The following is a 23,510-nucleotide window of genomic DNA, read 5'->3' on the forward strand; positions in this document are numbered from 1 at the left end:
AACCGCAAAGGGATCAGCCAGTGCGAAAATATTTTGCGCCGAATGGAAAATCGGGCATCTGGTCACAAATTGCGCGTCCGGCATTTCCCTTTTCATCCACTGCCGAGTTCGCTCGCAGCCATCTCGCCGGGCGCCGTATGGCGCCCGGCGAGGGGTAGTGCACTTACGGCGTCGAGATCTGCACGTAGAACGACGCGGCGTCGTTGTAGGTCTTGTTGAAGACCGCCAGACCCAGATAGTCCGAGGTCGCACCGTCATAGGTGTAGGAGATCTGCTCCGATCCGCCCGCGCCCGTCGCGTCCGCCGACTTCACCGCCTGGCTGCGCCGCTGGGCCAGGCTGGCCGAATCGGCGGCGTTTGAACGATACAGCGCCACACCGAAGTCCGCAGCCTCGTTGCCGGCGGCCGGGATGATCTTGATCGTGCGGGTGCTGTTGGCGGCGAACTGGATGTCGAACACCTCCAGTGCGCGGATCGAATTGAGCGAGTACGGGCCGTAGGTGCCGTTGCCCAGCGCCGAGAACGTGACGCCCGGATGCGACGCGCCCAGCTGCACCGAACCGCTGCCGCTGAAGCGGGTCATGCGGTAATGCTCCGTCTCGCCGGCCGGCCAGTGATTGCCGTCCACGACGATGAAGTCGACCCCCGTGCCGCCGTAGGACGATGCCGCGATCTGCTGGCGGCCATTAGGATCGGCAAACCACGAGCTGGAGTACAGGCGCAGGTCGTAGTCGCCCGAGTTCGGGCGGATCGCCACGCCACGCCAGTTCGTGGAGACACCCATCTCGGCCGGATGCAAATCGAAGTGATCGCCCAGCGGCGTCGGCGTGGAGCGCGTGTACCAGGAGCCGTCCGTGATGCGGTTGACGCCGCTCCACCAGGCCGCCGCCATGTGCGTCGACACGCCCTCCCATTCACCGAACAGCGTGCCCTTGACGACGTAGATGTCCGTCTCCGGCGCGGTGAATTCCACAATCTCGAACGGGTTCGGCGTACTCGTCGAACTGGCGACCAGGGTGGTGCCGTCGCCGCGATAGGCGCGAAGGTCGAGGTCTCCCGGCAGCGAATCGGCAATGAAGGGCAGCAAGGGGCTCGACTGCCAGTGCATCACGAAGCGCACGCGCTCGCCCTTCTTGGCCAGGACGTACCAGGTACGCGGGAAGCTGTCGCCGTTGACGGTTTCGTGCGACCAATGGCCGCGTTCGACAATCGCCGCCGATGCAGTACCGGTGATGCCACCCGCACCATCCACGCCCGACAGGCGCGAACTGCCTTCGATGTTGTGCAGCGCGCCGGCCATCAGGATCGCCTTGAGCGCAGCGGGCTTGTCGTCCAGGTCCGGATCCGCCTCAATCAGTGCCGCAGCCAGGCCGCTGACCATGGGGGCGGCGAAACTCGTGCCGCTGCCGATGCCGCCAACCGCGCTCGCCGCATCGCTGCTGACCAGTGTGCTGGTGATGGTTGTGCCGACTGCGGCCACTTCGGGCTTCTCGTGATTGCCGGTCGCACCGTCGCCCCGTGGATTACCGAAACTGGAGCAGTTGCTCATCATGTCGCTGGTCCAGGTCAGGTTGTTGTTGTCGTCGTAGTTGCCGACGGTCAACGTGTTGTAGCCCTTGCCCGGCGAGGTGACGAAGTCGCTGGTGAATCCATTGTTGCTGCAGCCGTTGCCCACATTGCCGGCGGATTTGACGGCCAGGTCATTGAGGAAGCGCGAGATGTAGTCCAGGCGCCGGTCGCCGGAATTGAACGACTGGGTGGAATCATCGTCGGCGAAAAAGCTGTGGTTGAGCACGCGGGCGTTGTCCGAACCCCAGTCGAGGCGATCCGGATAGTCGCCATTGGCGCTCACGATGGCAGCGTCCGGCGCGATACCGCGGTGCGTGCCATGGCGCGAGGCGATGATGCCGGCGACGCCCGTCGCGTGGCCGCTGGCGGTCTCATCGTCATCCTGCGTCTGCGCGACGGTCAGGAAGGGGTTGTCATCGAACACGCGGCCGCCTTCGGTGACCGACACGGTCACACCATTGCCGGTGTAGCCGACATCAGCAATGGGCGTGATGTTCTGACTGGGGCGCGCGTTGCCCAGGTCGTCGCCGAAGCGCGTGGGCATGACGTCGATGGAATCAATTTCGGTCCAGCGCGACAAGCGCGCCAGGGCTGCCGCGTCAACTTCCACGACGACGGACGGCACCAGGTCGCTTGCGTGCTTGATCGTGAGCTTCTCGGCGCGCAGGCGGGCCAGCAGGCGTTCACGGGTCGGTGCGAGCAAGGCACGCAAGGTGGCGCGGTGATCGCGGTCAGCCTGGGCAGCGGCGGCCAGCGCCGTACGGCTGTAATCCTGTTGCGCTGCGTCGATGGCGAACTCGGCGACACTGCCCTTCTCTTTTTCCACAACCAGGTTGGCCGATGCCTTGCCGGTCATCAGGTCCGATGGCACGGTCGCCAGCGCAACCGCTTCGACCTTGCCACGACTGGCGGCCACCGCGGTGCGCACTTTCTCGCTCTCGCGCAGTTCCGAAAGACTGGCCAGCTGCTTCTCGCTGGGCGAGGTGGCCTGCGCAAGGACCGCCCATTCCTTCGGTACGTCGGCCAGGTACCACACATCCACCGCGATGCGTTCGCCCTTCTTCAGACTGGCGGCGCGCTTGACGGTGTTGGGGGTCTGCGCGCCATGCACCGAACGCCAGAACTGCGCCGCTTCGCGCTTGGCCTGGCGCGCATCAACCGGCATGCCGTTGCGGAACGCGGCGTAGACGGTGCTGCCGTCGCGCCGGTTCACGCCCTTTATTTCCTGCAGCTGGCTGCCGTCGAGAAGCCGCGCCTCGTTGGATTCGGCGTCGACGATATCGCTGGCGTCGATACCTGTCCGCTGCGCCAGGATACCGGCCGGGCCACCGGCGGCGACAGCCATCGAGGATGCTACGCAAAGCGTCGCAGACAGGGCGGCGCAGAGCGGGTTGATACGAAGGAACTTCTTGCCACGTGTATTCATGTCAGTCTCCCTTACGCTGCAGAAGGAAGGTGCAGCGCCTCGGACATGGAGAACGCCGCAGTTTCGACAAAGCGAACACACTTTCGGATAGCGCGGGGTTTCATGAAATGGCGCACAGACCAACTGCGCAGGCGCTCGCGGAAATCCCGCGACCGGGCTGCAAGGGCCAAGTCCGCACGCCCCGGGGCCACACCCGGATGCATCACGGCGGTGAGCGAAGAAGGCAGGAACGACGGGGAAGGGGCAAGCCGAACACGAGGCGGCCCACGCCCTTCCGGCGCAGGGCCGGTCAACCGCCCGCTATCGAATCAGCAGCTGGCTACGGGCCGCGGAAGACTCAGAAGCGAATGCGCCCGGTCAGCATGTCGCGCAACATGACCCAGTCGCCGATGAAACTGTAGAACGGATGCTTGAAGGTGGCCGGCCGGTTCTTCTCGAAAAAGAAGTGTCCGACCCAGGCGAAGGCGTAGCCGCTGAGCAACGCCCCCAGCAGCCACCAGCCCACGCCGGTGAACAGTGCCGTTGTGATGAAGCCCAGGGCGACGAAACTGCCGACGTAGTGCAGCCGGCGGCAGGTCGGGTTGGCATGCTCGCCGAGGTAATACGGGTAGAACTCGCGAAAACTGGCGAATGCCTTGGGCATGATGCACTCCGCGAATAGTCGGCAACGGCCCGGGAAATGTACCACCGCGCCGGCACGGACAAGTCAACCAGCGCTCCGCCGGGCCGTTCTTACGGGCAATACCAGCCGCGGAGTCCGCCATGAAAAACCAGCCCTTGTTCCTGCTGTTCGCTGCCACGCTGGGCGTTGCCGTCGCCGGCGCCCTGGTCGTCGACCGCCCGGCCACGGCCGCCGCCACCGTGCCGGTGGAAGCCGCCGCCGCTGACAGCCCGTCCGCCGGACGCGACCTGCGCCGAGGCGATCGGCCAGGCCGTTTCGCCGAGCGGGCTCGCAGCCGCGGCCGGCACTTGGCCGAACCCGTGCGGGCCGTGGTGCGCGATCTGCGCACCCTGGAGCATCTGTATCTCCTCGACGGCCGCGCCAAGGAGATACCGGATCTCTACCGCGACCTGCTCAAGCGCACTGAGCACCCGATGCTGCGCCAGTTCGCCTATCGTCGCCTGACCCGGCTGGAACTGCGCCCGACCAATACCGACGGCGCCATCGCCCTGGCCCGCCAGAGCCTGGAGGAGGATCTCAAGCGCATTCAGTGATCTCCGGGCGCAGCGAAAACCGGCGGCTGTCAGCTGGCACGATTGGCCATTCAGGCACGATTTACTCCCGGCGACGAAATCGCCATCAGTCGCACCGCCGCGTAATCTTTCGGCACTGCAACCGTTCGGGGTTCTGCTGCATCCTTGTTCCCGGACGCGGATCTCCTACCGCGTCCCACCCCACGGAGTCGCCGCCCCCATCGGCACTCCGTACCCCAAGCGGGCACCAAACCCCTGGTGCCCGCTTTCTTTTCCGGGCGCGTCAGATTTCCGTCGCGGCGGATTTCTCTTCGGCCTTTGCCCGGTCCCACAGGGCATCCTGCTGGGCCAGGGTCATTCCCTTCAGACCCCCGGCATCCACCGCGAGCTGTTCCATGCGGCGGAAACGGCGCTCGAACTTGGCGTTAGCCGATCGCAGCGCGCGTGAAACGTCCACCTTGGCGTGCCGCGCAATATTCACGCTGACGAACAGCAGGTCGCCGATCTCGTCATTCAGGCGTTCGGCGTCACCGCCGGCGAATTCAGCGCGCACTTCGTCGATTTCCTCGTGCAACTTGTCGAAAACCGGTGCCACGTCCGGCCAGTCGAACCCGACTGTCGCCGCACGCGCCTGCAGCTTCCGCGCACGCTGCCACTCGGGCATGCCGCGGGAAATCCCGGCGAGCAGGCTGTTGTCGCTCTCGCCCCGGGCCTCGCGCTCGGCGCGCTTGTGCGATTCCCAGGCCCGCGTCTGGGCCTGGGCGTCGGCCACTTCCGCGCCGGCGAACACATGCGGGTGGCGCCGCACCATCTTCGTACAGATTGCCTCGACGACATCGGCGAAACGGAAGTGTCCGGCCTCTTCAGCCATGCGCGCGTGGAACACCACCTGGAACAACAGGTCGCCCAGTTCATCGCAGAGCTGGCTGTAGTCACGGCGATCGATCGCGTCGGCGACTTCATACGCCTCTTCGATCGTGTAGGGAGCGATGGTGTCGAAATCCTGCTGCACATCCCAGGGGCAGCCGCCATCGGGATTGCGCAGCGTCGCCATGATGCGCAGGAGGTCGTCGATCGTATGCATGTGTCGCCCTTGCGGTGATGCCAACGCACCAGTGCCGGCGCGGCCGGCTAGCCCGTACCCAGGCGTTCCGGCCAGGCGACGGAGCGGTCGCCATAGGCCACGAAGTCGCCGTTGAGCAATGTGCTACGCGCGTTGTAGCGGAATGATTCGCCGGCCAGGGTCGTTACGGCACCGCCGGCCTGCTCCAGAACGCATTGGGCGGCGGCCGTATCCCACTCGGACGTCGGCCCCAGACGCAGGTACAGGTCGGCCGCGCCTTCCGCGATACGGCAGAACTTGAGCGAAGAGCCCAGGGCGAACTTCTCGATATCGCCCAGGCGCGCGAGCAATTCCGCCTCACGCTCGCCGCCGTGCGAGCGGCTGCCGGCTACCCGCAGCGGCTGCGCACAGGCACGCGTGCGCAACGGGACCGTTTTTCCACCCGGCGTGGCCTGCCCGAAGGCACCACCGCTGTCCCATGCGAACCACAGTTCACCGGTGACGGGCGCCTGCACGATGCCGATGACCGGGCGATGTGCTTCGATCAGCGCGATATTGACGGTGAACTCCCCGTTGCGCTTGATGAATTCGCGGGTTCCGTCCAGCGGATCGACCAGCCAGTAACGCGACCAGCGGGCGCGCTCTTCGAACGCGATCTCGGCCGATTCTTCCGAGAGCACCGGCAAATCGGGTGTCAGCGCCGACAAGCCGTCCACGATCACGCGGTGCGAGGCGAGGTCGGCCGCTGTCAGCGGGGAGCGGTCATCCTTGTGCGTGACCGCGAACTCGCTATGGTAGACCTCCAGGATGGCCGCACCGGCCGTTCGCGCCAGATCACAGGCGGCGCGACAGAGTGACTCACGATCCGCCGCACTCATGCGCCGGGCCTGTAGCGGCCACTGAGGTATTCCCGCGCGATAAAGAGTGCAGCGATGGAGCGCCCCTCACTCACTTCTTCATGTTGCAGCAAAGTGTGCAATTCCGACAATTTCCACGGCACGACTTCGAGCTCCTCCGGCTCATCCCCCTGCAGCCGTTCCGGATATAGTTCCTGCGCCAGCACCACGTGGGTCATGCTGGTCATGTAGGCCGGCGAGAGGGAGAGCGTCGTCAGGATGCGCAGGTGGCGCGCGCCGAAGCCGATCTCTTCCTTCAGCTCGCGGTTGGCGCCCTGCTCCACGGTTTCATCCTGGTCGAGGCGCCCTTTCGGCAGGCCCAGCTCATAGCGGTCGACGCCGACGCCGTATTCGCGCACCAGCAGGACGGTATCGTCATCGCGCATGGGCACGATGATCACCGCGCCCAGGCCGGAACCCTTGAGGCGTTCGTAGGTGCGGCGCTGACCGTTGGAGAACTCCAGGTCAACCTGTTCGACGCGGAGGAATCCGCTGGACTGGGCAAGGCGGGTGGCGTGGATCTTCGGGCGTTCGCGCATAGCCCCGATTGTACGCAGGCACGGGGCCAATCGCGTAGCCGCGCTTATGCCGATCCGTCCGCACGACCGGCGTTCAGGCCGGCGACTTGCCCAGCGCCGCGGTGAACTCGGCCAGTGCGCGCGCGTGCAGGCCCGGCGGGCCGGCAAGAATGCCGGTGGTTGCCAGGGAGGGCTCGCCGCCCTCCAGGTCGGTGAACACGGCGCCGGCTTCGCGCAGGATCACCACCAACGGCGCGAAGTCCAGGATGTTGACGTCGGATTCGACCACCAGGTCGATACAGCCGCGCGCCAGCAGGTGGTAATGAACGAAGTCGCCATAGCCGCGGGTGCGGCCGCTGCGCTGGATCATGCTCGCAAACGCCTGCCAGCGCGGGTCGCGTGACAGCGTCTTGATATTGCCGAAGGAAATGGCGGTCTGGGCGGTGAAATCCGTGGCCGCCGAAACCTGCACGCGCTCGCCGTTGAGATAAGCGCCGCCACCGCGGCGCGCCCACGCCAGCTCGCCGTACTCGCTCGCCGAGGATACGCCGGCCACCAGCTCGCCACGGTACATCAGGGCGATCTGCGTGGAGAAAAACGGATAGCGCCGGACGAAGCTCTTGGTACCGTCGATCGGATCGATCAGCCAGAGCCAGTCGCTGTCGCCCTCGCGTCCCTCTTCCTCGCCGTAGTAAGCGTGGTCGGGAAAGGCCGCGCGCAGCACGCGCTTGATCGCCGCTTCTGCCTCCCGGTCAGCGACCGTGACCGGCGTTTCGTCGGCCTTGATTTCCACGTCGAATCCGGCGCGGTAGTAGTGGCGGATCACCTCGGCCGCGGCGGCGGCGGCCTGGCGCGCCACGTCCAGCGCGTGATCGAGGAAGGCGTCGTCGGGTGCGATGGTCATGGCGCTCACAGCAGCTTGAACAGCTGGCCATGGATCTTGAGCAGCGACGAGCCGTCCGGCTGCAGCTGCCCGATATAACGCAATGCTTCCTGCACCTGCGGATCGCCATTGCGCGCCGACAGGCGGGCCGTCACATCGAACTGGCCACCCTGCACGACAAACTGGCCGTCCACGATCAACCCACTGGTGCCGTCGTCCTTCACGGTGCCGGCAATGCTGTGATCACCCTTCGAGGCGAATTCGACGGTCAGGTCACCAAAGCGGGCCTCGGCCTCGCCGGTGACACCGGCATCACGCCAACGCGCCTTGCCACGCGCGCCATGGACCCAGCCACCGGCCAGGCGCGCCTCGTCGATGTGTCCGTCCACGCGGCCGAGCAGCTTGAGCGAGGGGATATCCAGCGCGGGCGCGGCCAGTTCGGCCGGGAAGGCGAAATCGACGTTGTCGGCGGCAATGCTGCCATCCGGGTCGCGCATCACTTCGCCCTTGGCGGTGATCGACCCGCCGCTCAGATTCAGCCGGGCCACGATCTGGCGCAGCAGGACGGGGGCTTTGTCCACCTGCCAGTCCAATGCCCCTACCGGGGTGCCGAACACCGTGACGCTGGCGGCACGGCCGTGCCAGAGCGTGCCGGAAACACCGGCAACCTGCACCGGCCCGAGGTTGGGCTTGAACCAGCGAAGGGCGAGATCGGCCGGCAGCGTGAAGGCCACGATCAGCCCGGCAACGCCCAGGAAAAGAATGAGCAGGATCAGTCGACGCAGGAATCGCATGCGTTCATTTCCACAAAGAAAGAAAAATCAGGGTTCTTCGAGCGTGACGCGCGCATTGACGCGTCCGGCGCCCTCGCCGCGGTCGGCCGAAAAGCCGGTCACCACGACGCCGAAATCCCGCGAGAGGCCTTCCATCCAGTCGGCGATGGCATCGAAGGACGCGCCCTCGAAGCTGACGCGGACGGTACGCGGTCCGACCGGCTCGACGCGTTTCATCTCGTTGGCCAGCTGCGCGCCGCGCGCCGTGGCGTCGGCCAGCGCCAGGAGCGACTTGCCCTGGCGATCGACCTTGGCCCGTGCACCCTGCCCGCGCAGCTGCGCCACACGGGCCGCCTGGCTGCGCATCTGTTCGAAATCGGCTTCCTGCGCAGCCACCCGCACTTTCAATTCGCCCACTGAGCGGGAAAGCGGGTGCCAGATCATCGCCCAGCCCAGGAGCACTGCGGTGGCGACACCGCCAACCAGGAGAACACGCTGCTCGCGCAGATCACGCTGGGACCACCACTGGCGGATCATTTCGTTCCCCCGGTCAGGCGCAGTCGGCCGTCGACACCGCCCTGGCTCTGATTCACCGCCGTCAGTTCCACCTGGACGCCAGGCACGGTGGCCAGGCGTTCGCGGATGGAGTCGAGAGTGGGAACATCGGGTGCGGAAATCGCCAGCTCCAGCGTGCCGTTGCGGAACTCCACGCTGCGCGTGGTCAGGCGCGTGGTCGATCCGATGATCGGTGCGATCTGCCCCAGGATATGCAAAAGGCCACCCGTGCCGGCGCCATCTCCGAGGCGCTGCATCGCGCTTTTCATCAGTGCCGCCGGATCACCGGCGACTTTTTCCATTTCAGGAAAACTCTGCAGCAGCACGGCGCGCATCGCGTCGTCCAGTCGCTGCGACTGGCGCGACAGGCTGTAGCGCTCCACCGCCATCTGGGCGAATGTGAGCAGGATGGCCGCACCGGCGAGCACGGCCGCCAGGCGCCACCAGCGCGCGACGGGGGCGGTGCGATGGCGCGGGGCGTACTCGCCCTGCAACAGGTTCAATACGGGCTCGGCACCGATGCGCTCAGCCAACAGGCCCAGCACGTCGCGCTGGCGCTCGTGGTACGCCGTCACCGGCACCGGCAGGTGCAGGCGGGCAGCCAGCCGGGAATCAAACACTTCCAGAGGCGGAAGACTGCCGTCGTTGGCCATCTCCAGCCATTCGAGCAGGAAATCCGGTTCCAGTGCCGCGGCACGCCAGCTTGCCAGGCGAAGCAAGGCGCCGTCGCCCTCGACCAGGAGGCCGCCGACCGGCAGCGCGAGGGATTCGGGAATCAGCACGTCGGGCCGGATACCCGCCTCGGACAGCTGTGTCAGCCAGGCCTTGAGCGTCGCGTGCGCCACCGCGCCTACGCCGACCCGGCCCTGCTCCACTTTACCGGCCAGGGCAAAGTGCAATTCTTCCACCGGCTGCGCGAGCTGATCTTCCAGCGCATAAGGCACGGCCTTGATCAGCTGCGCGCGCTGCCTGGTGACCGCCGCCGCCTCCAGCAGCAGCACCTGCGCCGCCGGCACCAGCACGACGATCTCGCGGGCCTGGGCGATGGTGTGCTCGGGCGGCGCGCCGTAGACCGTCGCGCCCAGCGCTTTGCCGTCAGCGCCCTGGGCCAGCCAGGACCAGCGGTCCTCGGCCTGCCAACGGACCAGCAGTCGATGCGACATGGGCCCGCCCGTCAGCGACCGCGGCCTGGGGTCTTCCACGCCACCGGGCAGGCGGCGGGCGTCCGGACAGGCGACGCATTTACTCCAAGACTCATGGCAGGGGCTCTGGGGCGGCAGGGAGACCGGCGGATTGTAGCAGCAGGCCGGCCGGGCTCCGCGGCAGGCGCCCACAGACGTGACGCAGGTGGCAATCCCGCCGGGGGCTATTGCGAACCGCGCGAACGCTGCAGCACGCGCACGCCGTTGAAGCGCGTCAGCACGCTGACGGGATGAAACTCCAGGCCATCGAGCACGACATCACCCCTCACCTGGAAGTAGTCGCTGTAGGTGACCAGCCCCAGGTGGAACTCCGGTCCCAGGCCCACGTTGGCGCGCTGCAGTTCCTGCTGCAGTTCCAGCACGTCCTTGAACGTCGCTTTCCCGTCGTTCCACAAGCGCCGCGCCAGCTCCTCGGTGATATCCGGATCGAGCGACTGCAGCACGGGAATCGTGGCGGTATTGATGTTCAACGTACTGTTGCGCGGCAACGCGCACACGTGCGGCGCCAGGGCCGCGTACACGCGGGCATCCACGCCCTGCAGCAGGCGCAGCTCCGAGACGTGTTCGAAGAGACGGTTGGCCGTCTTGTAGGCCGGCGTGACGCCGGCGTAGTAGGCGTCCTCGGCACCCACGCCGCGGCTGATGCCGCCGGGCTCCAGGTCACCATCGAGCCAGTCGACCACCACGTCCAGCAAGGTGGGATCCAGGCGCAGCGCCTTGAGCAGGGCGGCGAAACGCTGCTGCCAGACGGCGGCGTGCCGCGAGCCCCACACATTGTTCACATTGAAACAGCCGTCCAGGTCGCGCACGGTAGCGCTGATGGTTCCGCCCGGCACATCCTGGGGAGGCATCGGGACCGACCAGATATCGTCGCGGAAGTCGCTGCGGCCTTCATCCAGGTCCTTGAGCAGGAGACGCGCGGCATACTGCTCCAGTCCACGTGCGTAGGCGTCGGCTTGCGAGGTACGCAGCGCATTGCGCGTACGCGCCGCCACCAGCTCGCCGCGATCGGTGAGACCGGCGATCAGCACCGTGGCCAGCGCCACGACCAGCAAGGCAATGATCAGCGCGACGCCGCGCTGCGGCGCGATACGTCTCACGGCGACACCCGCGGCGGCACATCCGGCCCGAGCAGTTCGATCAGCCGCGTGACCTCGCCCAGGCCATCGATATCCAGGCGAAATTCGATGGCGCGGGGCAGATCCGTATCCTTCGCGTCGCGTGGTGGCCACGCATCGACCCACTGGTTGCTGCCGCCGTTGAGATACCGGAGCTGGAATCGCGTCACGCCGTCGCGCAACGTCTGCATGACCGGGGTGGTGCTGGCCGCGCGATCGAGCACGACATAGCGGGCGCGGCGGAGGGTCTTGCCGTCCAGCAGATACCCCACCCGCTCGATGCTCGAACGCGCTTCCGAATCGGGGCTGCCCCAGCCCAGGTGGCTGAACTCGATGCGGTCACCGTCGCCCTTTAGGGCAGGCAGTGCAGCGCCGTAATTGTCACGCACCGGCCGCCGTACCACCGAAAGCAGGTCGCGCTCCAGGACACTGACCGAACGCAGTGTCCGGGTGAAGTCCTGCTGCTCGGCCGCCAGGGCCTCGCGCGAGCGGATGACGGCGCTCAGGCCGCCCCAGGCGAGGGCCGACATGATCGCGAAAACGGCCGTGGCGACCAGCGCCTCGACCAGGGTGAAGCCGTGCGCACGAAACGCCTTCATGGGCCCAGGCTCTCCCCGGTGAACCCCGTCATCTGCACGACGGGATCGGTGCGTGCCTCGTCGGTGAAGACCTGCAGCTCCAGGCGACGGATGGTCGGGTCCGGCGTTGCGGCCACGGTCATGTCCCAGTACCAGTCGCGGCCGGCGTAGCTTACCTGCCCGTCACGCCGCCCTTCCGCCGGCGTGGTTTCGGTCAGGCGCACGCGGGTCAGCACATTGGCGGCCACCCACCCGGCCAGGGTGCGTTCGCGCATCGCGCCGAAGTCGCGCGTCGACACACCTGCCGCGTGGACCAGCGCGGTGAGCGCCACGCCCAGCACGACCAGGGCGATGAGCACCTCCAGCAAGGTGAACCCCTGCATTTGTTGCCAACGCAGCAAAGGCAAGCGCGCGATCCGGTCAGCGTGACGCATCGACGCGCTCCCGCTTCAGGTCACCGGCGATATCGCCCTCCAGGCGCCAGCGCTGGGACAGGTCTGCGATGCCCAGCTCAAGGCGGAATGGGGTGAGTTCGCCACTGGCGTGGCAGGCCACGGCGGGGCTGGCCGGCGGTTCGGTCGTGACTTCCACGAGGATTCCGTCACGGCTCAGTTCCGCACGAATCGGCCCCGGCCAACTGCGTTGCCGAAGCTCCCCCTCGCTGAACGGCTTCCAGCCGCCTTCCTTGAATTCGCTGAAGCCGTAACCGCCCGGCAACACGAAGAAGGCCACCGCGTGCCCGCCGATCTCCGCGCGTTCGCAGGCATAGCCCAGCAGCGCCTGCAGACGCTCGGACTCCCGCTCGAGCTGACGCTCGCCCCCTCCGCCGGAAAGACTCATGCTGACAGCAGCCGCCAGCACCGCCAGGATGACCACGATGACGAGAATTTCGATCAGCGTGAAGCCTGCGGCGCGCGTGGCGACACCGGCAGCGGCCGTTTGAGCGATGGACGTGCGCGTGCTCACGCCGCGGAATCATTCCACCCAGTTGCCGATATCGGCGTTCTCGCCCTCGCCGCCCGGACGGCCATCCGCGCCGAGCGTGTAGACATCGATATCGCCGTGCGAACCGGGCGAGAGGTAGAGGTAGTCGCGACCCCATGGGTCTTTCGGGCGCTGGTCCAGGTAGCCGTCCTTGCGCCAGTTCGGCGCCTCGGGCGCGCCGGTGGGACGGGCGATCAGCGCCTGCAGGCCCTGCTCGGTGCTGGGGTAATTGAAATTGTCGAGCTTGTAGGTGCGCAGCGCCGTGACCAGCGCCTGGATATCGGCCTTGGCGCGCGCCGCGCGCGCTTCGCCGGGATGTTCCATCACCTTGGGCACCACCACCGCCGCGAGGATGGCCAGGATGACCACCACGACGAGCACTTCGATCAGGGTGAAGCCAGAGGAGACAGACGGGTGGAGAGCGCGTGGCGACACGGGAGTGCGGTTCATTCCAGACCTTGGCTTGCGGCAACGGGAAACCGTCGCCGATCATAGCAAAGCCATGTCGAACTCCCTTGCCTCCTCCAACGCGGCCCTGGCCGCGCGTGATCTCGCCGTGGTCTGGCATCCCTGCACGCAGATGCACGACCACGAATCCCTGCCCATGCTGCCGATCGTGCACGCCGAGGGCGTCTGGCTGCAGGATGCGGACGGGCGTCGCTACCTGGACGCCGTCAGCTCCTGGTGGACGAATGTCTTCGGCCACCGCCATCCCCATATCGTCGCCGCGCTCAAGGACCAGCTCGACCGCCTCGACCACGTGATGCTGGCCGGTTTCACCCACCAACCGGCGCTGCACCTGGCCGAGGAGCTGGTACGCATCGCGCCGCCGGGCCTGAGCCGGGTCTTCTATGCGGACAACGGATCCAGCGCGGTTGAAGTGGCGCTGAAGATGAGCTTTCACTACTGGCGCAATAGCGGCCGCAGCGACAAGACCCGCTTCATTGCCCTGACCGGCAGTTATCACGGCGAAACGCTGGGCGCGCTTTCCGTGACGGACGTCGCACTGTATCGCAACACCTATGCACCGCTGCTGCTCGAACCGATACTGACCCCCTCACCCGACGCCTATGAGGGCGAGCCCGGCGCAACGCCCGCCGAAACGGCAACGCGGCGCCTGTCAGACCTTCGCCGCATCCTCGAACGCCACGCCGACGAAACTTGCGCCGTCATCATCGAGCCGCTGGTGCAGTGCGCCGCCGGCATGCGGATGTACGACGCCAGCTACCTGACCGGCCTGCGCGCACTGTGCGATGAGTTCGGCGTCCACCTGATCGCCGACGAGATCGCCGTCGGCTTCGGACGCACCGGCACCTTGTTCGCTTGTGAACAAGGCGGCATCACACCGGATTTCCTCTGCCTGTCAAAGGGACTGACCGGCGGCACCCTGCCCCTGTCCGCCGTCGTGACGAACGAAACGATCTACCACGCCTTCTACGCCGAATACCGCGCGGGCAAGGCATTCCTGCATTCGCACAGCTACACCGGCAATCCGCTGGCCTGCCGCGCGGCACTGGCAACCCTTGAGCTGTTTCGCGACGGCACCACGCTGGAGCGCAACCGCGGGCTCTCGGCCCACCTGGCTCGGGCGCTGGAGGTATTCCGGGATCACCCCAACGTGGCGGACGTGCGCCAGACCGGCCTGATTGCCGCCGTCGAGCTGGTGCGCGACCGCCGCACGCGCGAGCCGTTCCCAGCTGCAGAACGCCGCGGGCTGCGCGTGTACCGCGCCGGCCTCGAGCGAGGCATGGTGCTGCGTCCGCTAGGAAACATCGTGTATTTCATGCCACCGTATGTGATTACGCCCGCGGAAATCTCGCAGATGGTGGACGCCGCCGTCGCCGGGATCGCCTCCGCAGTGCGCGAGTGACCGGTGCCGGTCGCGCCCCACCACTCGGGTGATCAGGTTCGCTGCGTCTATCCGATAGGAATAGATGGCCTCTGTCGGCCCGTAGACTCCCACGACGAATCACCATGAAACGAACGTTACAGCACCCCCTGCAGCGACGCGCGCTGGGCACAGCCTTCGCCGCATCCCAGCTGCTGGCCGGTGTCGCCCTGGCACAGGACTGCACCCGACCCGAAGGATTGGGTCCCGCCGTGTCATTCGGCGGTGGGTCCGCCGCCTGGATCGGGCCGGCCGGATCACCCTGCGACCTCAGCGCCGTGCTCGATGGCGCCTACAACTATCGCATGGGCGGGTTTGCGGCTGGCCAACTCCCGTCGGCGCAATCGCATTTCCGGGCGCGATTCCGCGTGGACACCAGTGGCTTGACCCAGCTGACCCAGGTGACCGACTCCACTGCACTGTTCACCCTGGTCGGCGCGGAAAACCAGCCGGCCGAGTGGAATGCGCGCTCCAGGCACCTGGCCTGGATCGGACTGGTGGGTCGTTTCTCGGCGACTGACCTCACCGTGTTCCTCGGTGATTCCAGCGGTTTGGCGAAACAGGTGCCTGTCAGCGGGCCTTTCGATCTCGCCGTCGAAGTCGCGGCCATTGAATCGGGCTATCTGAAGTTCTGGGTAAATGGCACCTATTCGGATCCACCGACCGCCCGGCTGCCCGAGCAGGGCTTTGTCGACCTGAGCGCATATGAGGGCATTGCCGGCTATGCGATCGGCAACATGGCGCCGGGAACGGGTTTCCTGCCGTCCCACGCGGGACAGCCGATCGTCATGCGCAACATCGACTTCAGCGAGCACCTGTTTGGAGACGGCTTCGAATGAGCACCTACGCAACGTTCGCGGCAGCCATCGCACTGCTGGCAGCGTCTATGACCGCCACCACCGCGGCCAACGCGGAAACAATCTCCGGCGACCTGTGCGTGAACGCCGACTCTGTCCACCATCTGGAGGGGGGCGCCATTCCGCTGCCGGGCAAAGACGTCGTCGTGGCCATCGACCTCGTCCCGGGCGAACCGGTGTCCATCACGTTCTCCGCCCCCACGGGGCCCGACCCCATTCTTGCGGTCTGCCCGACGACATCGCCCGCGGTGGGGTGCATCGCCATCCAGGACGCCGTCCATGACACGGGAGCGGAAACCATCACCAATCTCGCTGGCAACGGCCATTATTTTATTATTGCAGAAAGCGGCTTTTGCGGCCCTTTCCAGCTGACGATCGACCGGCAGTGAGCCCGCACGCATCGGGCGCATCCGCTTGACTCACCAATAAGAACGATTATCATTACCACTTCGTGAAGACGGGCGCCCGGCGCCCGCTTCCAGCCAGCCGGTACCGCCTGCGGTCCTGCGCCAGCGAACGTCGTCCACTACGTCCCGCTGCCAGGATTCCATGCACTTTCGCCGTCTCGCTGTCGCCGTTGCCACGGCCTTGCCCTCACCCCTTGTCGTTGCGGTTACGGATGCGCCCACCGCGGCCGTGACGGAACTGGAGCGGATCGTCGTTTCCGCCACGCTGTACGGCCAGGCCGTGCGCGATATCGCGACGACCACCAGTGCGGTGTTGCGCGAGGAGATGGACCGGCGCCTGGTGCAGGATCTGCGTGATGCGCTGCGCTACGAAGCCGGCGTTTCGGTCATCGGCGGCGGTCGCTTCGGGATCGGTAGCGTTGCCGTGCGCGGACTGGACGGCAACCGCGTCCGCCTGGAAATTGACGGCGTGCGCCTGCCGGATGCGTTCGCCATTGGCAGCTTTTCCAGTGCCGGAAAGGATTTTGTCGACCCCGATACGCTCAAGCGTATCGAGGTTGTACGTGGCAGCGCCTCGGCACTGCACGGATCCGATGCCCTTGGCGGCATCGTCAGTTTTGTGACAAAGGATCCCGGTGACTATGTCGCCGGTGCCACGGACGGCACTCATTCTCACGTCAAGGCCAGCTACGACAGCGCCGACCGGCAAACCGTCGAAAGCGCGACCGTGGCACACCGCAGCGGCCGTCACGGATGGCTTGCGACAGTCAGTCATCGGCAGGGCCATGAACTGGACAATCGCGGCGAGACCGACACGGCAGGTACCTCGCGAACGCGGGCCAATCCGCAGGACACCGACGGCGCCAGCGTTCTGGGCAAGTACGTATACGAAGGCAACCGGCATCGCGATCGCATCACGTTCGAAGGCGTGCAGCACACCGCGCGCACCGCGCTGCTCAACCAGCTCGGCGAACGTAGCGTCGGCCCCTCGCGTGTCGACATTACCCGCCTGGATGGCGACGACCGGAAGCAGCGCGCACGCCTTTCCTGGCAGCAGGAGTGGCACTGGGACGCCACCTGGATCGACCGCCTCGACGCCCAGGTGTATTCGCAGATCAGTCGCACGCGCCAGGACACCTTTGAAGATCGCACCACCGTGGCAGGGCAGGACCGCGTGCGTCCGGTGCACCGTTTTCGCCGCTTTGATTTCGAGCAGCGCGAGCTGGGACTCACCCTCACGGCGTTCACGCAGATTCAGTCAGCGTCCGTGACGCACGCTCTGGCCTGGGGCGTGGACCTGGGCCAGGAGCGCATTCGCGAGCAGCGCGACGGGTTCCAGCTGGACCGCACCAGCGGCGTGGTCAGTCCCGTCGTGATGCCCGACATTTTTCCGGTACGCGATTTCCCGCTGAGTGATGTGCGACGGCGTGCGGCATTCGTGCAGGATGACATCGCCTTCGGCGATGGCCGCGTCCACCTGACGCCGGCGCTGCGCTATGACCACTACGCGATCTCGCCGCGGGCCGATGCGGTTTTCGCCCAGGACAACCCGGGCATCACGCCGGTCGGCCTCGACGCCGGCCGCGCCTCGCCGAAACTGGGCGCGCTGGTGTCACTGTCGCCGGCCTGGAAGATCTTCGGCCAGTATGCGGAAGGCTTCCGCGCACCGCCCTACAACGACATCAATATCGGGTTCACCAACCTGGCGATGGGCTACATCGCCCTGCCCAACCGCGCACTCAAGCCCGAGTCCAGCCGCGGCATGGAAGTGGGTATCCGCGGTGATTTCACCTACGGCTACGCGGACCTGGCCACCTATCGCAATCGTTACCGCGACTTCATCGAATCGTTGCGCTATGTCGGAAACGACCCGGCCACCGGCCTGATGCAGTTCCAGTCGCAGAACCGTGGCCGCGTCGACATCCACGGCACCGAACTGCGCGCCGGTCTTTCACTCGACGCGTTCACCCCGGCGCTACGAAACTGGGAGCTGCGCAGCGCGCTGGCCTGGTCGCGCGGCAAGGATCGCCTGACGCGCGAACCACTCCTCAGCATCGAACCCGCCAAGGCCGTGATCGGACTGGTCTACGGCGGCGATCGCTGGGAATGGGAAACCAGTGCGACCCTCGCCGCCGCCAAGCGGCGTGTCGCTCCCACCGCCGCGTCGCCGACGCCGTTCCGTACACCGGGATGGTCGACCATCGACAGTTACGTCCGATACACACCGGTTGAGCGTCTGAGCCTGCACGCGGGTATCACGAATCTGGCCGACCGGCGCTACTGGTCGTGGAACGACGTTCGCGGCCTGCCCGCACACGCCACGATCGACCGCCTGAGTGCGCCCGGCCGCGCCTTCGCCGTGGGCGCGATGCTCACGCTGGATTGATCACGACAACTCCGGAAACCGCCCATGCTGCCGACTGTCCGCCTCCTGACCCTCCTTGCCGCGCCGATGCTCGCCGTCGGCTGTGCCACGACGGGCCACCGCTCCACCGGCGCCGCAAAGCAGAATGTCGCTGCCGCGGCGCCGACGGACTACGTCCGCCCCTGCCCCGTTCCGCCAGTCGATGCCACATCGGCCTTCGAATGCGATCGGCGCAGCATCCTTGCCATGGCCGGCGAGTTTCGCGTCACCTTCGCCTTCGATGAATCACAGGCCCTGGCACCGGGCTACGTCCCGCACGCCGCGCAACGCTCAGGCGGCACCGAGTGGGTGTTTGTCGTCGAAGACCAGGGCACGTCGATCGCGCTGCAGCACATTCTCGTGGTCGGTCCGGAACACACCGTCGTGAAGCATTGGCGGCAGGACTGGCGTTACCAGCCGGCGGATATCCTGCTGTTCCGCGGGCATGATCGTTTCGAGCGCGTAGCGGTCGATCCGGATCGCGCCAACGGCGCCTGGTCCCAGACGGTGTTCGAAGTCGACGACGCGCCGCGCTACGCTGGCATCGGCCGCTGGAGCCACGCAAACGGCGTGGACGCCTGGACGTCCGATTTCACCTGGCGTCCGCTGCCGCGTCGCGAGTACACCAAGCGCTCGGACTATCACGTGCTGGGCGCCATCAACCGCCACACGCTGACGCCACAGGGCTGGATGCACGAGCAGGACAACCTCAAACTGGTGCTGGCGGACGATGGCAGCACGCACGCACTGGTGCGCGAGGTGGGCGTGAACACCTATTCGCGGGTGGACGACGTCGATTTCAGTGCCGGCAAAGCCTACTGGGAACGCACGGGTGAATTCTGGCGCACCGTGCGCCACTCCTGGCAGCGCGCTCTGGCGGCACCGGCCAGCGACATCGTCACCTCACTGGACGGCAAGCCACGATTCGAAGCACTGTTCGCGCTTGCGGAAAAGGTTGGTCCAGGCACGGCGGTATCCCAGGGCGACGTGGAACAGATCCTCGCACGCGCCATTCGTCCCTTGACTGCCGCTACCTCTGGTGCAGCAAGCGGTACGTCCGGCGGGAACTAGCCGCTGCGCCTTGCACAGGCCGATGCGGCGTCGCGACTACGACGCCGCCGAAATTCCCAGCTTCTCCAGACGCCGGTACAGCGCCTGTCGTGACAACCCCAGCTCCGCTGCTGCCTGGCTGATCACGCCGCGCGCGCGTCCAAGCGCCGCCTCGATGGCGGCGCGATCCGGTTCATCGACCGTGCGCTGCACAGGGCGCGCCGGACCGATACCCAGGTCAGCCGGTTGTACAATCCCCTCGCGGCACAGAATGCGGGCGCGCTGGATCGCATTCTTCAACTCGCGGACGTTGCCGGGCCAGCTGTGCGCCATCAGCGCATGACGGGACTCCTCCGACAGCCGCGCCTGCCCTTCCAGGAAATGCAGGGCCAGCGGGACGATGTCGTCCGGTCGTTCCTTGAGCGGCGGCAAGGACAGCTCGATGACATTGAGGCGATAGTAGAGGTCTTCCCGGAATCGCCCTTCGCGGATCATTGTGGACAGATCTGCATTTGTTGCACTGAGCACACGCACCTTCACGGTGCGCGTGCGCCCGGAGCCCAGTCGCTCGAACTGGCCTGTTTCCAGTACGCGCAGCAACTTGATCTGGCCCGACAACGGCAGATTGCCGATCTCGTCCAGGAACAGCGTGCCACCGTCGGCCATCTCGAACCGTCCTTCGCGCGCCTTGGTAGCACCGGTGTAGGCGCCCGCGTCGGCGCCGAAGAGCTCGGCTTCGATCAGCTCGTTGGGCAGCGCGCCGCAGTTCACCGCCACGAAAGGCCCACCCTTGACGCTGGAATTGGCGTGCACGATTTCCGCGATGCGTTCCTTGCCGGCGCCGTTGGGGCCGGTGATGAGTACGGGAAGATCGGCGCGGGCCACCTGGCAGGCGAGCTCGACGACACGCTCGGTGGCGCTGTCGGCGAAAACCAGATGACGCAGATCGAAACGCTGGCGCAGCGCCTCCTGGCTCTTGCTCCGGGCCCGCTTCAACCGCGTCACTTCACGCGTGGATTCGGCCAGCTCCAGAAGGTTTTCCACCGTGGCGACGAGCTTCTGGTCATCCCAGGGTTTGGCGAGGTAGTCAGCCGCGCCCGCCTTGACCAGCTCGACGGCGGTTTCCAGCCGCGTCCACGCGGTGAGCAGGATGACAGGCAGATCCGGGAAACGGGCGCGTATCGCACGGAACAGCACCACGCCCTCCTCGCCGGAGGTGGTGTCCTGGTGGAAGTTCATGTCGGCGATGACCAGATCCACGCTTTCGTGCTCAAGCAGTGCCAGGCCTTCGTCGGGTGACACGGCCGAAACGGTCCGGATTTCGTTCAAGGACAGCAGGATTTCCAGGGCCGTAGCCACGGACGGATTGTCGTCAATCACCAGGACGGTGCGCATGGACTCGCGATCGGTCAGAGGAGGTGGCTGGCGCATAGGCTGCATTGGATGCAGCGATGCGCAGTTTGGTTGCGCGGGAGAGTAGCGGTTATTGCCGATGACGGAAACCTGTGCCGGCAACCGTTGCAGCCCGGACACGCGCAGGGTCCGGGCCGCGGAAGTGGCGCTCCGGCGGATGCCGGAGCGCGGTCAATCACACGCTGCGGGTAGCTACCGCCGGCGGCACGCGGGACGCGCGCGTGGCCGGACCGAGCACGGCCAGCTGCCCCAGCACCCACATCGACAACACGCCGACCAGCAAATACGCCATCGGCAGCACCTGGCCTTCGTTGGTGGTCATCAACCAGTAGTTGAAGCCGTAGGTCAGCAGGGATCCCAGGATCAGGCCCAGGGTGGTGATGATGAAGTTCTCGGTCAGGAAGTAGCGCAGGATGGCGCCGCGGGTTGCGCCCAGGGCGCGGCGCGTGCCGATCTGCTTGGTGCGCTGCGTGACCCAGAAGCTCGCCATGCCGACGATGCCCAGCGCGGTGATGGTCAGCAGCGAGGTGATGACGCCCAGCAGGATGATGGTCATGGAGCGATCTTCCCGGTAGCCGTCACCGCGGATCTCTTCCATTGTCTTGGCATCGCGCACGATACGGCTCTTGTTGCTCTCGATCATCTTGGCCTCGACCAGCTTCAGCACTTCGTTGCGGCGGCCCGGCTCGGCGCGGATCATGTAGCGCGACATGTTGCCGAAGGGCGCCAGCTGCGGAACGATCAGCGAGTACTCCACGCGATTGGAATCGTTCAGGCGTCCCGGGCCGATGTTCGGCCACGGCACCTGCAGCCGTTCGACGATGCCGATCACCGTCATCGGCGGCTGGTTTTCATCCAGCCACAACTGCTTGCCGACCGGGTCCTGCCCCGGCCACAGCTTCTCGGCCTGCGCCTTGGTCATGAGAACACTGGACGGCCAGGTCACTGAACGCTCGCCGCGGAAGGTGATTTCCTCCGGGCGGAAGTTACGGCCGGCGACCAGTTTCGTACCAAACGCGGATACTGCGTGCTCGTCACCGAAGTAGATCGCGGTGAAACCCACGGACTGCTTCTGCTCCGGCGACGTGCGCACGCCCTCGGACCAGCCACTGTTGGACAACGGTGCGGTATTCGTCGGCGCCGCGGCGGCGACGCCCGGCAGGTTGCGAAGCATGGCCACGTCGTCCTTGATGGCAGTTTCCACATTGTAGGCTGTGCCGAAGCCCATGCTGGTGATCATGAACGTGTCGGTTTCGTTCATGCCGGAGGGACGGCCCATCTTCTCCAGGCGCTGGTTGATGATGAACAGCGAGTTGCAGACGATCGCCAGGGTCAGCGCGATCTGCACGCCGATCAGGATCAAAGCGACCTTGCTGCGCATCAGGGCGGAAAGAATCGGACGGATTTCCATGACGTTCCTCACTGCGTTTTCAGCTGGGCGGCCGGCGCTATCTGGCACGCCCGCCATGTCGGATACAGTCCGGCGACAATTGCCGCGGCAACGGACAGGAGGATCGTGGTGATCACCATGACCCAGTCCAGCCGCGCAACCTGCTCGAAACCTTCGTTGAGCGCGCGCACGGCGGTCAGACCCAGGAAGGTCAGCAACAGGCCGAGCAACCCGCCGCTGACGCCAATCACACCCGACTCCACGATGTACTGGGTAAACAGTTGCGACTTCTTCGCACCCAGCGCACGCCGCAGCCCGATCTCGCCGGACTTGCGCAGGAACTTCGCCAGCAGCAGGCCAATGGTGTTCACCAGGCACACCGCGAGGAAGGCGAAGGACAGGCCGACCTGGATACGCACGTCCTGCGGCACCACTTTCTGTACTTCCATCCACTCCGTCACGTTGTGCAGGCGATTGTTGAGCGGACGCGGGAACCGGCCCAGCTTCTTCTGCTCGTTGACGTAGTTGTCGAGATAGCTCCTGTACTCGGCCACGCGCGATGCGCTGGACAATTCGACCCAATACTGGATCCAGATGCACTCGGACTGCAGGTAACCTTCCCAGCCTTCCGCCGTATTGTTGTTCCAGCAATTGTTGTTGCCGGCCGAATTCGTCTTCAGCTCGATCGAGGTGGTGAACGGCACGTAGAAGTCTTCGGAATCGTTGAGCGTGCCATTGGTGAGGTCGTAGTACTTGACGCGCGGCTCCCAGGTATCGAGCACGCCGGCGACGGTGAACTCGACATCGTTGAGCTTGACGCGCTTGCCGACGCTGTTCTGGCCGCCGAACAACTTCTCGTTGGTTTCACGGCTGAGCACCACGACGCGCGCATGCTCCTTGTCACCGCCCCGATCCCAGCCGTTGCCGTAGAGGAAAGGCGTATCGAACATCGGGAAGAAGTCGCCATAGGTCGCGCGGCCCAACCCCATGAACGGCTTGATCTCGGGATTTTCCGGCTGCACCGGCCAGGCGATCTTGTACATCGCGGTCTGGCGATCGGCCTTGCCGTCTTCCACCAGGGTGGATGCATCGCGGTATGTCATCTGGTCGGGCGGCAGATTGGGTTCGTCAAACGCCTGGAGCGGATCCCAACTGTCGACCTGGGCGATGAACAGCTTGTCACTCTTCCAGGGAATCGGATCGCTGCCCATGAGGTAGAACACGGTGAGGCTGGTCATGCTGGTGCCGATACCCAGCGCGATGCCGAACACCATCAGCAGCGTGAGAATCGGATTGCGCTTCAAGCTGCGCAGTCCCAGTTGCAGGTAGTAGGCAAACATGG

23 protein-coding genes are annotated in these 23,510 nt (G+C 66.0%); 6 read left to right on the forward strand and 17 right to left on the reverse strand.

Going from position 1 to position 23,510, the window contains the following annotated elements:
- Nucleotides 1-163 precede the first annotated feature (163 nt).
- Both N4264_RS22885 and N4264_RS22890 read right to left on the reverse strand, forming a co-directional pair.
- On the reverse strand, nt 164-2,995 hold the full coding sequence (locus tag N4264_RS22885) for a S8 family serine peptidase (RefSeq protein ID WP_261694524.1): 2,832 nt from the start codon (nt 2,993-2,995) through the stop codon (nt 164-166).
- A gap of 337 nt (nt 2,996-3,332) precedes the next feature.
- Nucleotides 3,333-3,638: an Mpo1-like protein gene (locus N4264_RS22890; RefSeq protein WP_261694525.1), complete on the reverse strand. Its 306-nt coding sequence runs from the start codon at nt 3,636-3,638 to the stop codon at nt 3,333-3,335.
- Nucleotides 3,639-3,757: 119 nt separating this feature from the next.
- Between N4264_RS22890 and N4264_RS22895 the strand changes: the two genes are divergently transcribed.
- Nucleotides 3,758-4,210 (forward strand): hypothetical protein, encoded by a 453-nt coding sequence (locus N4264_RS22895; RefSeq protein ID WP_261694526.1) that lies wholly within the window; start codon nt 3,758-3,760, stop codon nt 4,208-4,210.
- Nucleotides 4,211-4,472: 262 nt separating this feature from the next.
- On the opposite strand, the gene mazG is transcribed toward N4264_RS22895, so the two are convergent.
- From mazG to gspG, 12 genes are all read right to left on the reverse strand, one after another.
- Nucleotides 4,473-5,273 (reverse strand): nucleoside triphosphate pyrophosphohydrolase, encoded by an 801-nt coding sequence (mazG, locus tag N4264_RS22900; protein ID WP_261694527.1) that lies wholly within the window; start codon nt 5,271-5,273, stop codon nt 4,473-4,475.
- 47 nt (nt 5,274-5,320) lie between these two features.
- Nucleotides 5,321-6,130 (reverse strand): 3'(2'),5'-bisphosphate nucleotidase CysQ, encoded by an 810-nt coding sequence (gene cysQ, locus N4264_RS22905; protein ID WP_261694528.1) that lies wholly within the window; start codon nt 6,128-6,130, stop codon nt 5,321-5,323.
- Nucleotides 6,127-6,687: an ADP compounds hydrolase NudE gene (gene nudE, locus N4264_RS22910; RefSeq protein WP_261694529.1), complete on the reverse strand. Its 561-nt coding sequence runs from the start codon at nt 6,685-6,687 to the stop codon at nt 6,127-6,129. The genes cysQ and nudE overlap by 4 nt, the downstream gene beginning before the upstream one ends.
- 73 nt (nt 6,688-6,760) lie before the next feature.
- Complete coding sequence (locus N4264_RS22915) at nt 6,761-7,570, reverse strand: inositol monophosphatase family protein (RefSeq protein ID WP_261694530.1); 810 nt, start codon at nt 7,568-7,570, stop codon at nt 6,761-6,763.
- Nucleotides 7,571-7,575: 5 nt separating this feature from the next.
- Nucleotides 7,576-8,343 carry a type II secretion system protein N gene (locus N4264_RS22920; RefSeq protein WP_261694531.1) on the reverse strand — a complete coding sequence of 256 codons (768 nt, stop codon included), beginning with the start codon at nt 8,341-8,343 and terminating at the stop codon, nt 7,576-7,578.
- 27 nt (nt 8,344-8,370) lie between these two features.
- Nucleotides 8,371-8,859 (reverse strand): type II secretion system protein M, encoded by a 489-nt coding sequence (gene gspM / locus N4264_RS22925; RefSeq protein ID WP_261694532.1) that lies wholly within the window; start codon nt 8,857-8,859, stop codon nt 8,371-8,373.
- Nucleotides 8,856-10,040, reverse strand: a complete 1,185-nt coding sequence (gene gspL, locus N4264_RS22930; RefSeq protein ID WP_261694533.1) for a type II secretion system protein GspL — start codon at nt 10,038-10,040, stop codon at nt 8,856-8,858. Before gspL ends, gspM begins: the two co-directional genes overlap by 4 nt.
- A 203-nt stretch (nt 10,041-10,243) precedes the next feature.
- Entirely contained in the window at nt 10,244-11,179 is a 936-nt protein-coding gene (gene gspK / locus N4264_RS22935) for a type II secretion system minor pseudopilin GspK (RefSeq protein ID WP_261694534.1), read from the reverse strand.
- Nucleotides 11,176-11,796: a type II secretion system minor pseudopilin GspJ gene (gene gspJ, locus N4264_RS22940; protein ID WP_261694535.1), complete on the reverse strand. Its 621-nt coding sequence runs from the start codon at nt 11,794-11,796 to the stop codon at nt 11,176-11,178. The genes gspK and gspJ overlap by 4 nt, the downstream gene beginning before the upstream one ends.
- Nucleotides 11,793-12,209, reverse strand: coding sequence for a type II secretion system minor pseudopilin GspI (gspI, locus tag N4264_RS22945; protein ID WP_261694536.1), 417 nt, complete (start codon nt 12,207-12,209; stop codon nt 11,793-11,795). Before gspI ends, gspJ begins: the two co-directional genes overlap by 4 nt.
- A complete protein-coding gene (locus tag N4264_RS22950; protein ID WP_261694537.1) occupies nt 12,196-12,741 on the reverse strand; it encodes a prepilin-type N-terminal cleavage/methylation domain-containing protein in 546 nt (181 codons plus the stop codon). Before N4264_RS22950 ends, gspI begins: the two co-directional genes overlap by 14 nt.
- A gap of 9 nt (nt 12,742-12,750) precedes the next feature.
- Nucleotides 12,751-13,209, reverse strand: a complete 459-nt coding sequence (gene gspG / locus N4264_RS22955) for a type II secretion system major pseudopilin GspG (protein ID WP_261694538.1) — start codon at nt 13,207-13,209, stop codon at nt 12,751-12,753.
- 52 nt (nt 13,210-13,261) lie between these two features.
- Here gspG and N4264_RS22960 point away from each other — a divergent pair, with 52 nt between their 5' ends.
- The 5 genes from N4264_RS22960 (at nt 13,262) to N4264_RS22980 (ending at nt 19,386) form a co-directional block, all read left to right on the forward strand.
- Nucleotides 13,262-14,629, forward strand: coding sequence for an adenosylmethionine--8-amino-7-oxononanoate transaminase (locus tag N4264_RS22960; RefSeq protein WP_261694539.1), 1,368 nt, complete (start codon nt 13,262-13,264; stop codon nt 14,627-14,629).
- 104 nt (nt 14,630-14,733) lie between these two features.
- Nucleotides 14,734-15,486 carry a hypothetical protein gene (locus tag N4264_RS22965; protein ID WP_261694540.1) on the forward strand — a complete coding sequence of 251 codons (753 nt, stop codon included), beginning with the start codon at nt 14,734-14,736 and terminating at the stop codon, nt 15,484-15,486.
- Complete coding sequence (locus N4264_RS22970) at nt 15,483-15,893, forward strand: hypothetical protein (protein ID WP_261694541.1); 411 nt, start codon at nt 15,483-15,485, stop codon at nt 15,891-15,893. The genes N4264_RS22965 and N4264_RS22970 overlap by 4 nt, the downstream gene beginning before the upstream one ends.
- 160 nt (nt 15,894-16,053) lie before the next feature.
- Nucleotides 16,054-18,297: a TonB-dependent hemoglobin/transferrin/lactoferrin family receptor gene (locus N4264_RS22975; RefSeq protein WP_261694542.1), complete on the forward strand. Its 2,244-nt coding sequence runs from the start codon at nt 16,054-16,056 to the stop codon at nt 18,295-18,297.
- A gap of 24 nt (nt 18,298-18,321) precedes the next feature.
- Entirely contained in the window at nt 18,322-19,386 is a 1,065-nt protein-coding gene (locus N4264_RS22980) for a DUF6607 family protein (RefSeq protein ID WP_261694543.1), read from the forward strand.
- A gap of 36 nt (nt 19,387-19,422) precedes the next feature.
- On the opposite strand, the gene N4264_RS22985 is transcribed toward N4264_RS22980, so the two are convergent.
- The 3 genes from N4264_RS22985 to N4264_RS22995 all read right to left on the reverse strand — a co-directional run bounded on the left by N4264_RS22985 (nt 19,423) and on the right by N4264_RS22995 (nt 23,508).
- Entirely contained in the window at nt 19,423-20,760 is a 1,338-nt protein-coding gene (locus N4264_RS22985) for a sigma-54-dependent transcriptional regulator (RefSeq protein ID WP_261694544.1), read from the reverse strand.
- Nucleotides 20,761-20,953: 193 nt separating this feature from the next.
- Entirely contained in the window at nt 20,954-22,189 is a 1,236-nt protein-coding gene (locus tag N4264_RS22990) for an ABC transporter permease (protein ID WP_261694545.1), read from the reverse strand.
- An 8-nt stretch (nt 22,190-22,197) separates the two neighbouring features.
- The gene (locus N4264_RS22995) at nt 22,198-23,508 is read right to left on the reverse strand and encodes an ABC transporter permease (protein WP_261694546.1); all 1,311 of its coding nucleotides are present in this window, start codon (nt 23,506-23,508) and stop codon (nt 22,198-22,200) included.
- Between the last annotated feature and the right edge of the window lie 2 nt (nt 23,509-23,510).

Source organism: Tahibacter amnicola, from assembly GCF_025398735.1.
Lineage (GTDB): Bacteria > Pseudomonadota > Gammaproteobacteria > Xanthomonadales > Rhodanobacteraceae > Tahibacter > Tahibacter amnicola.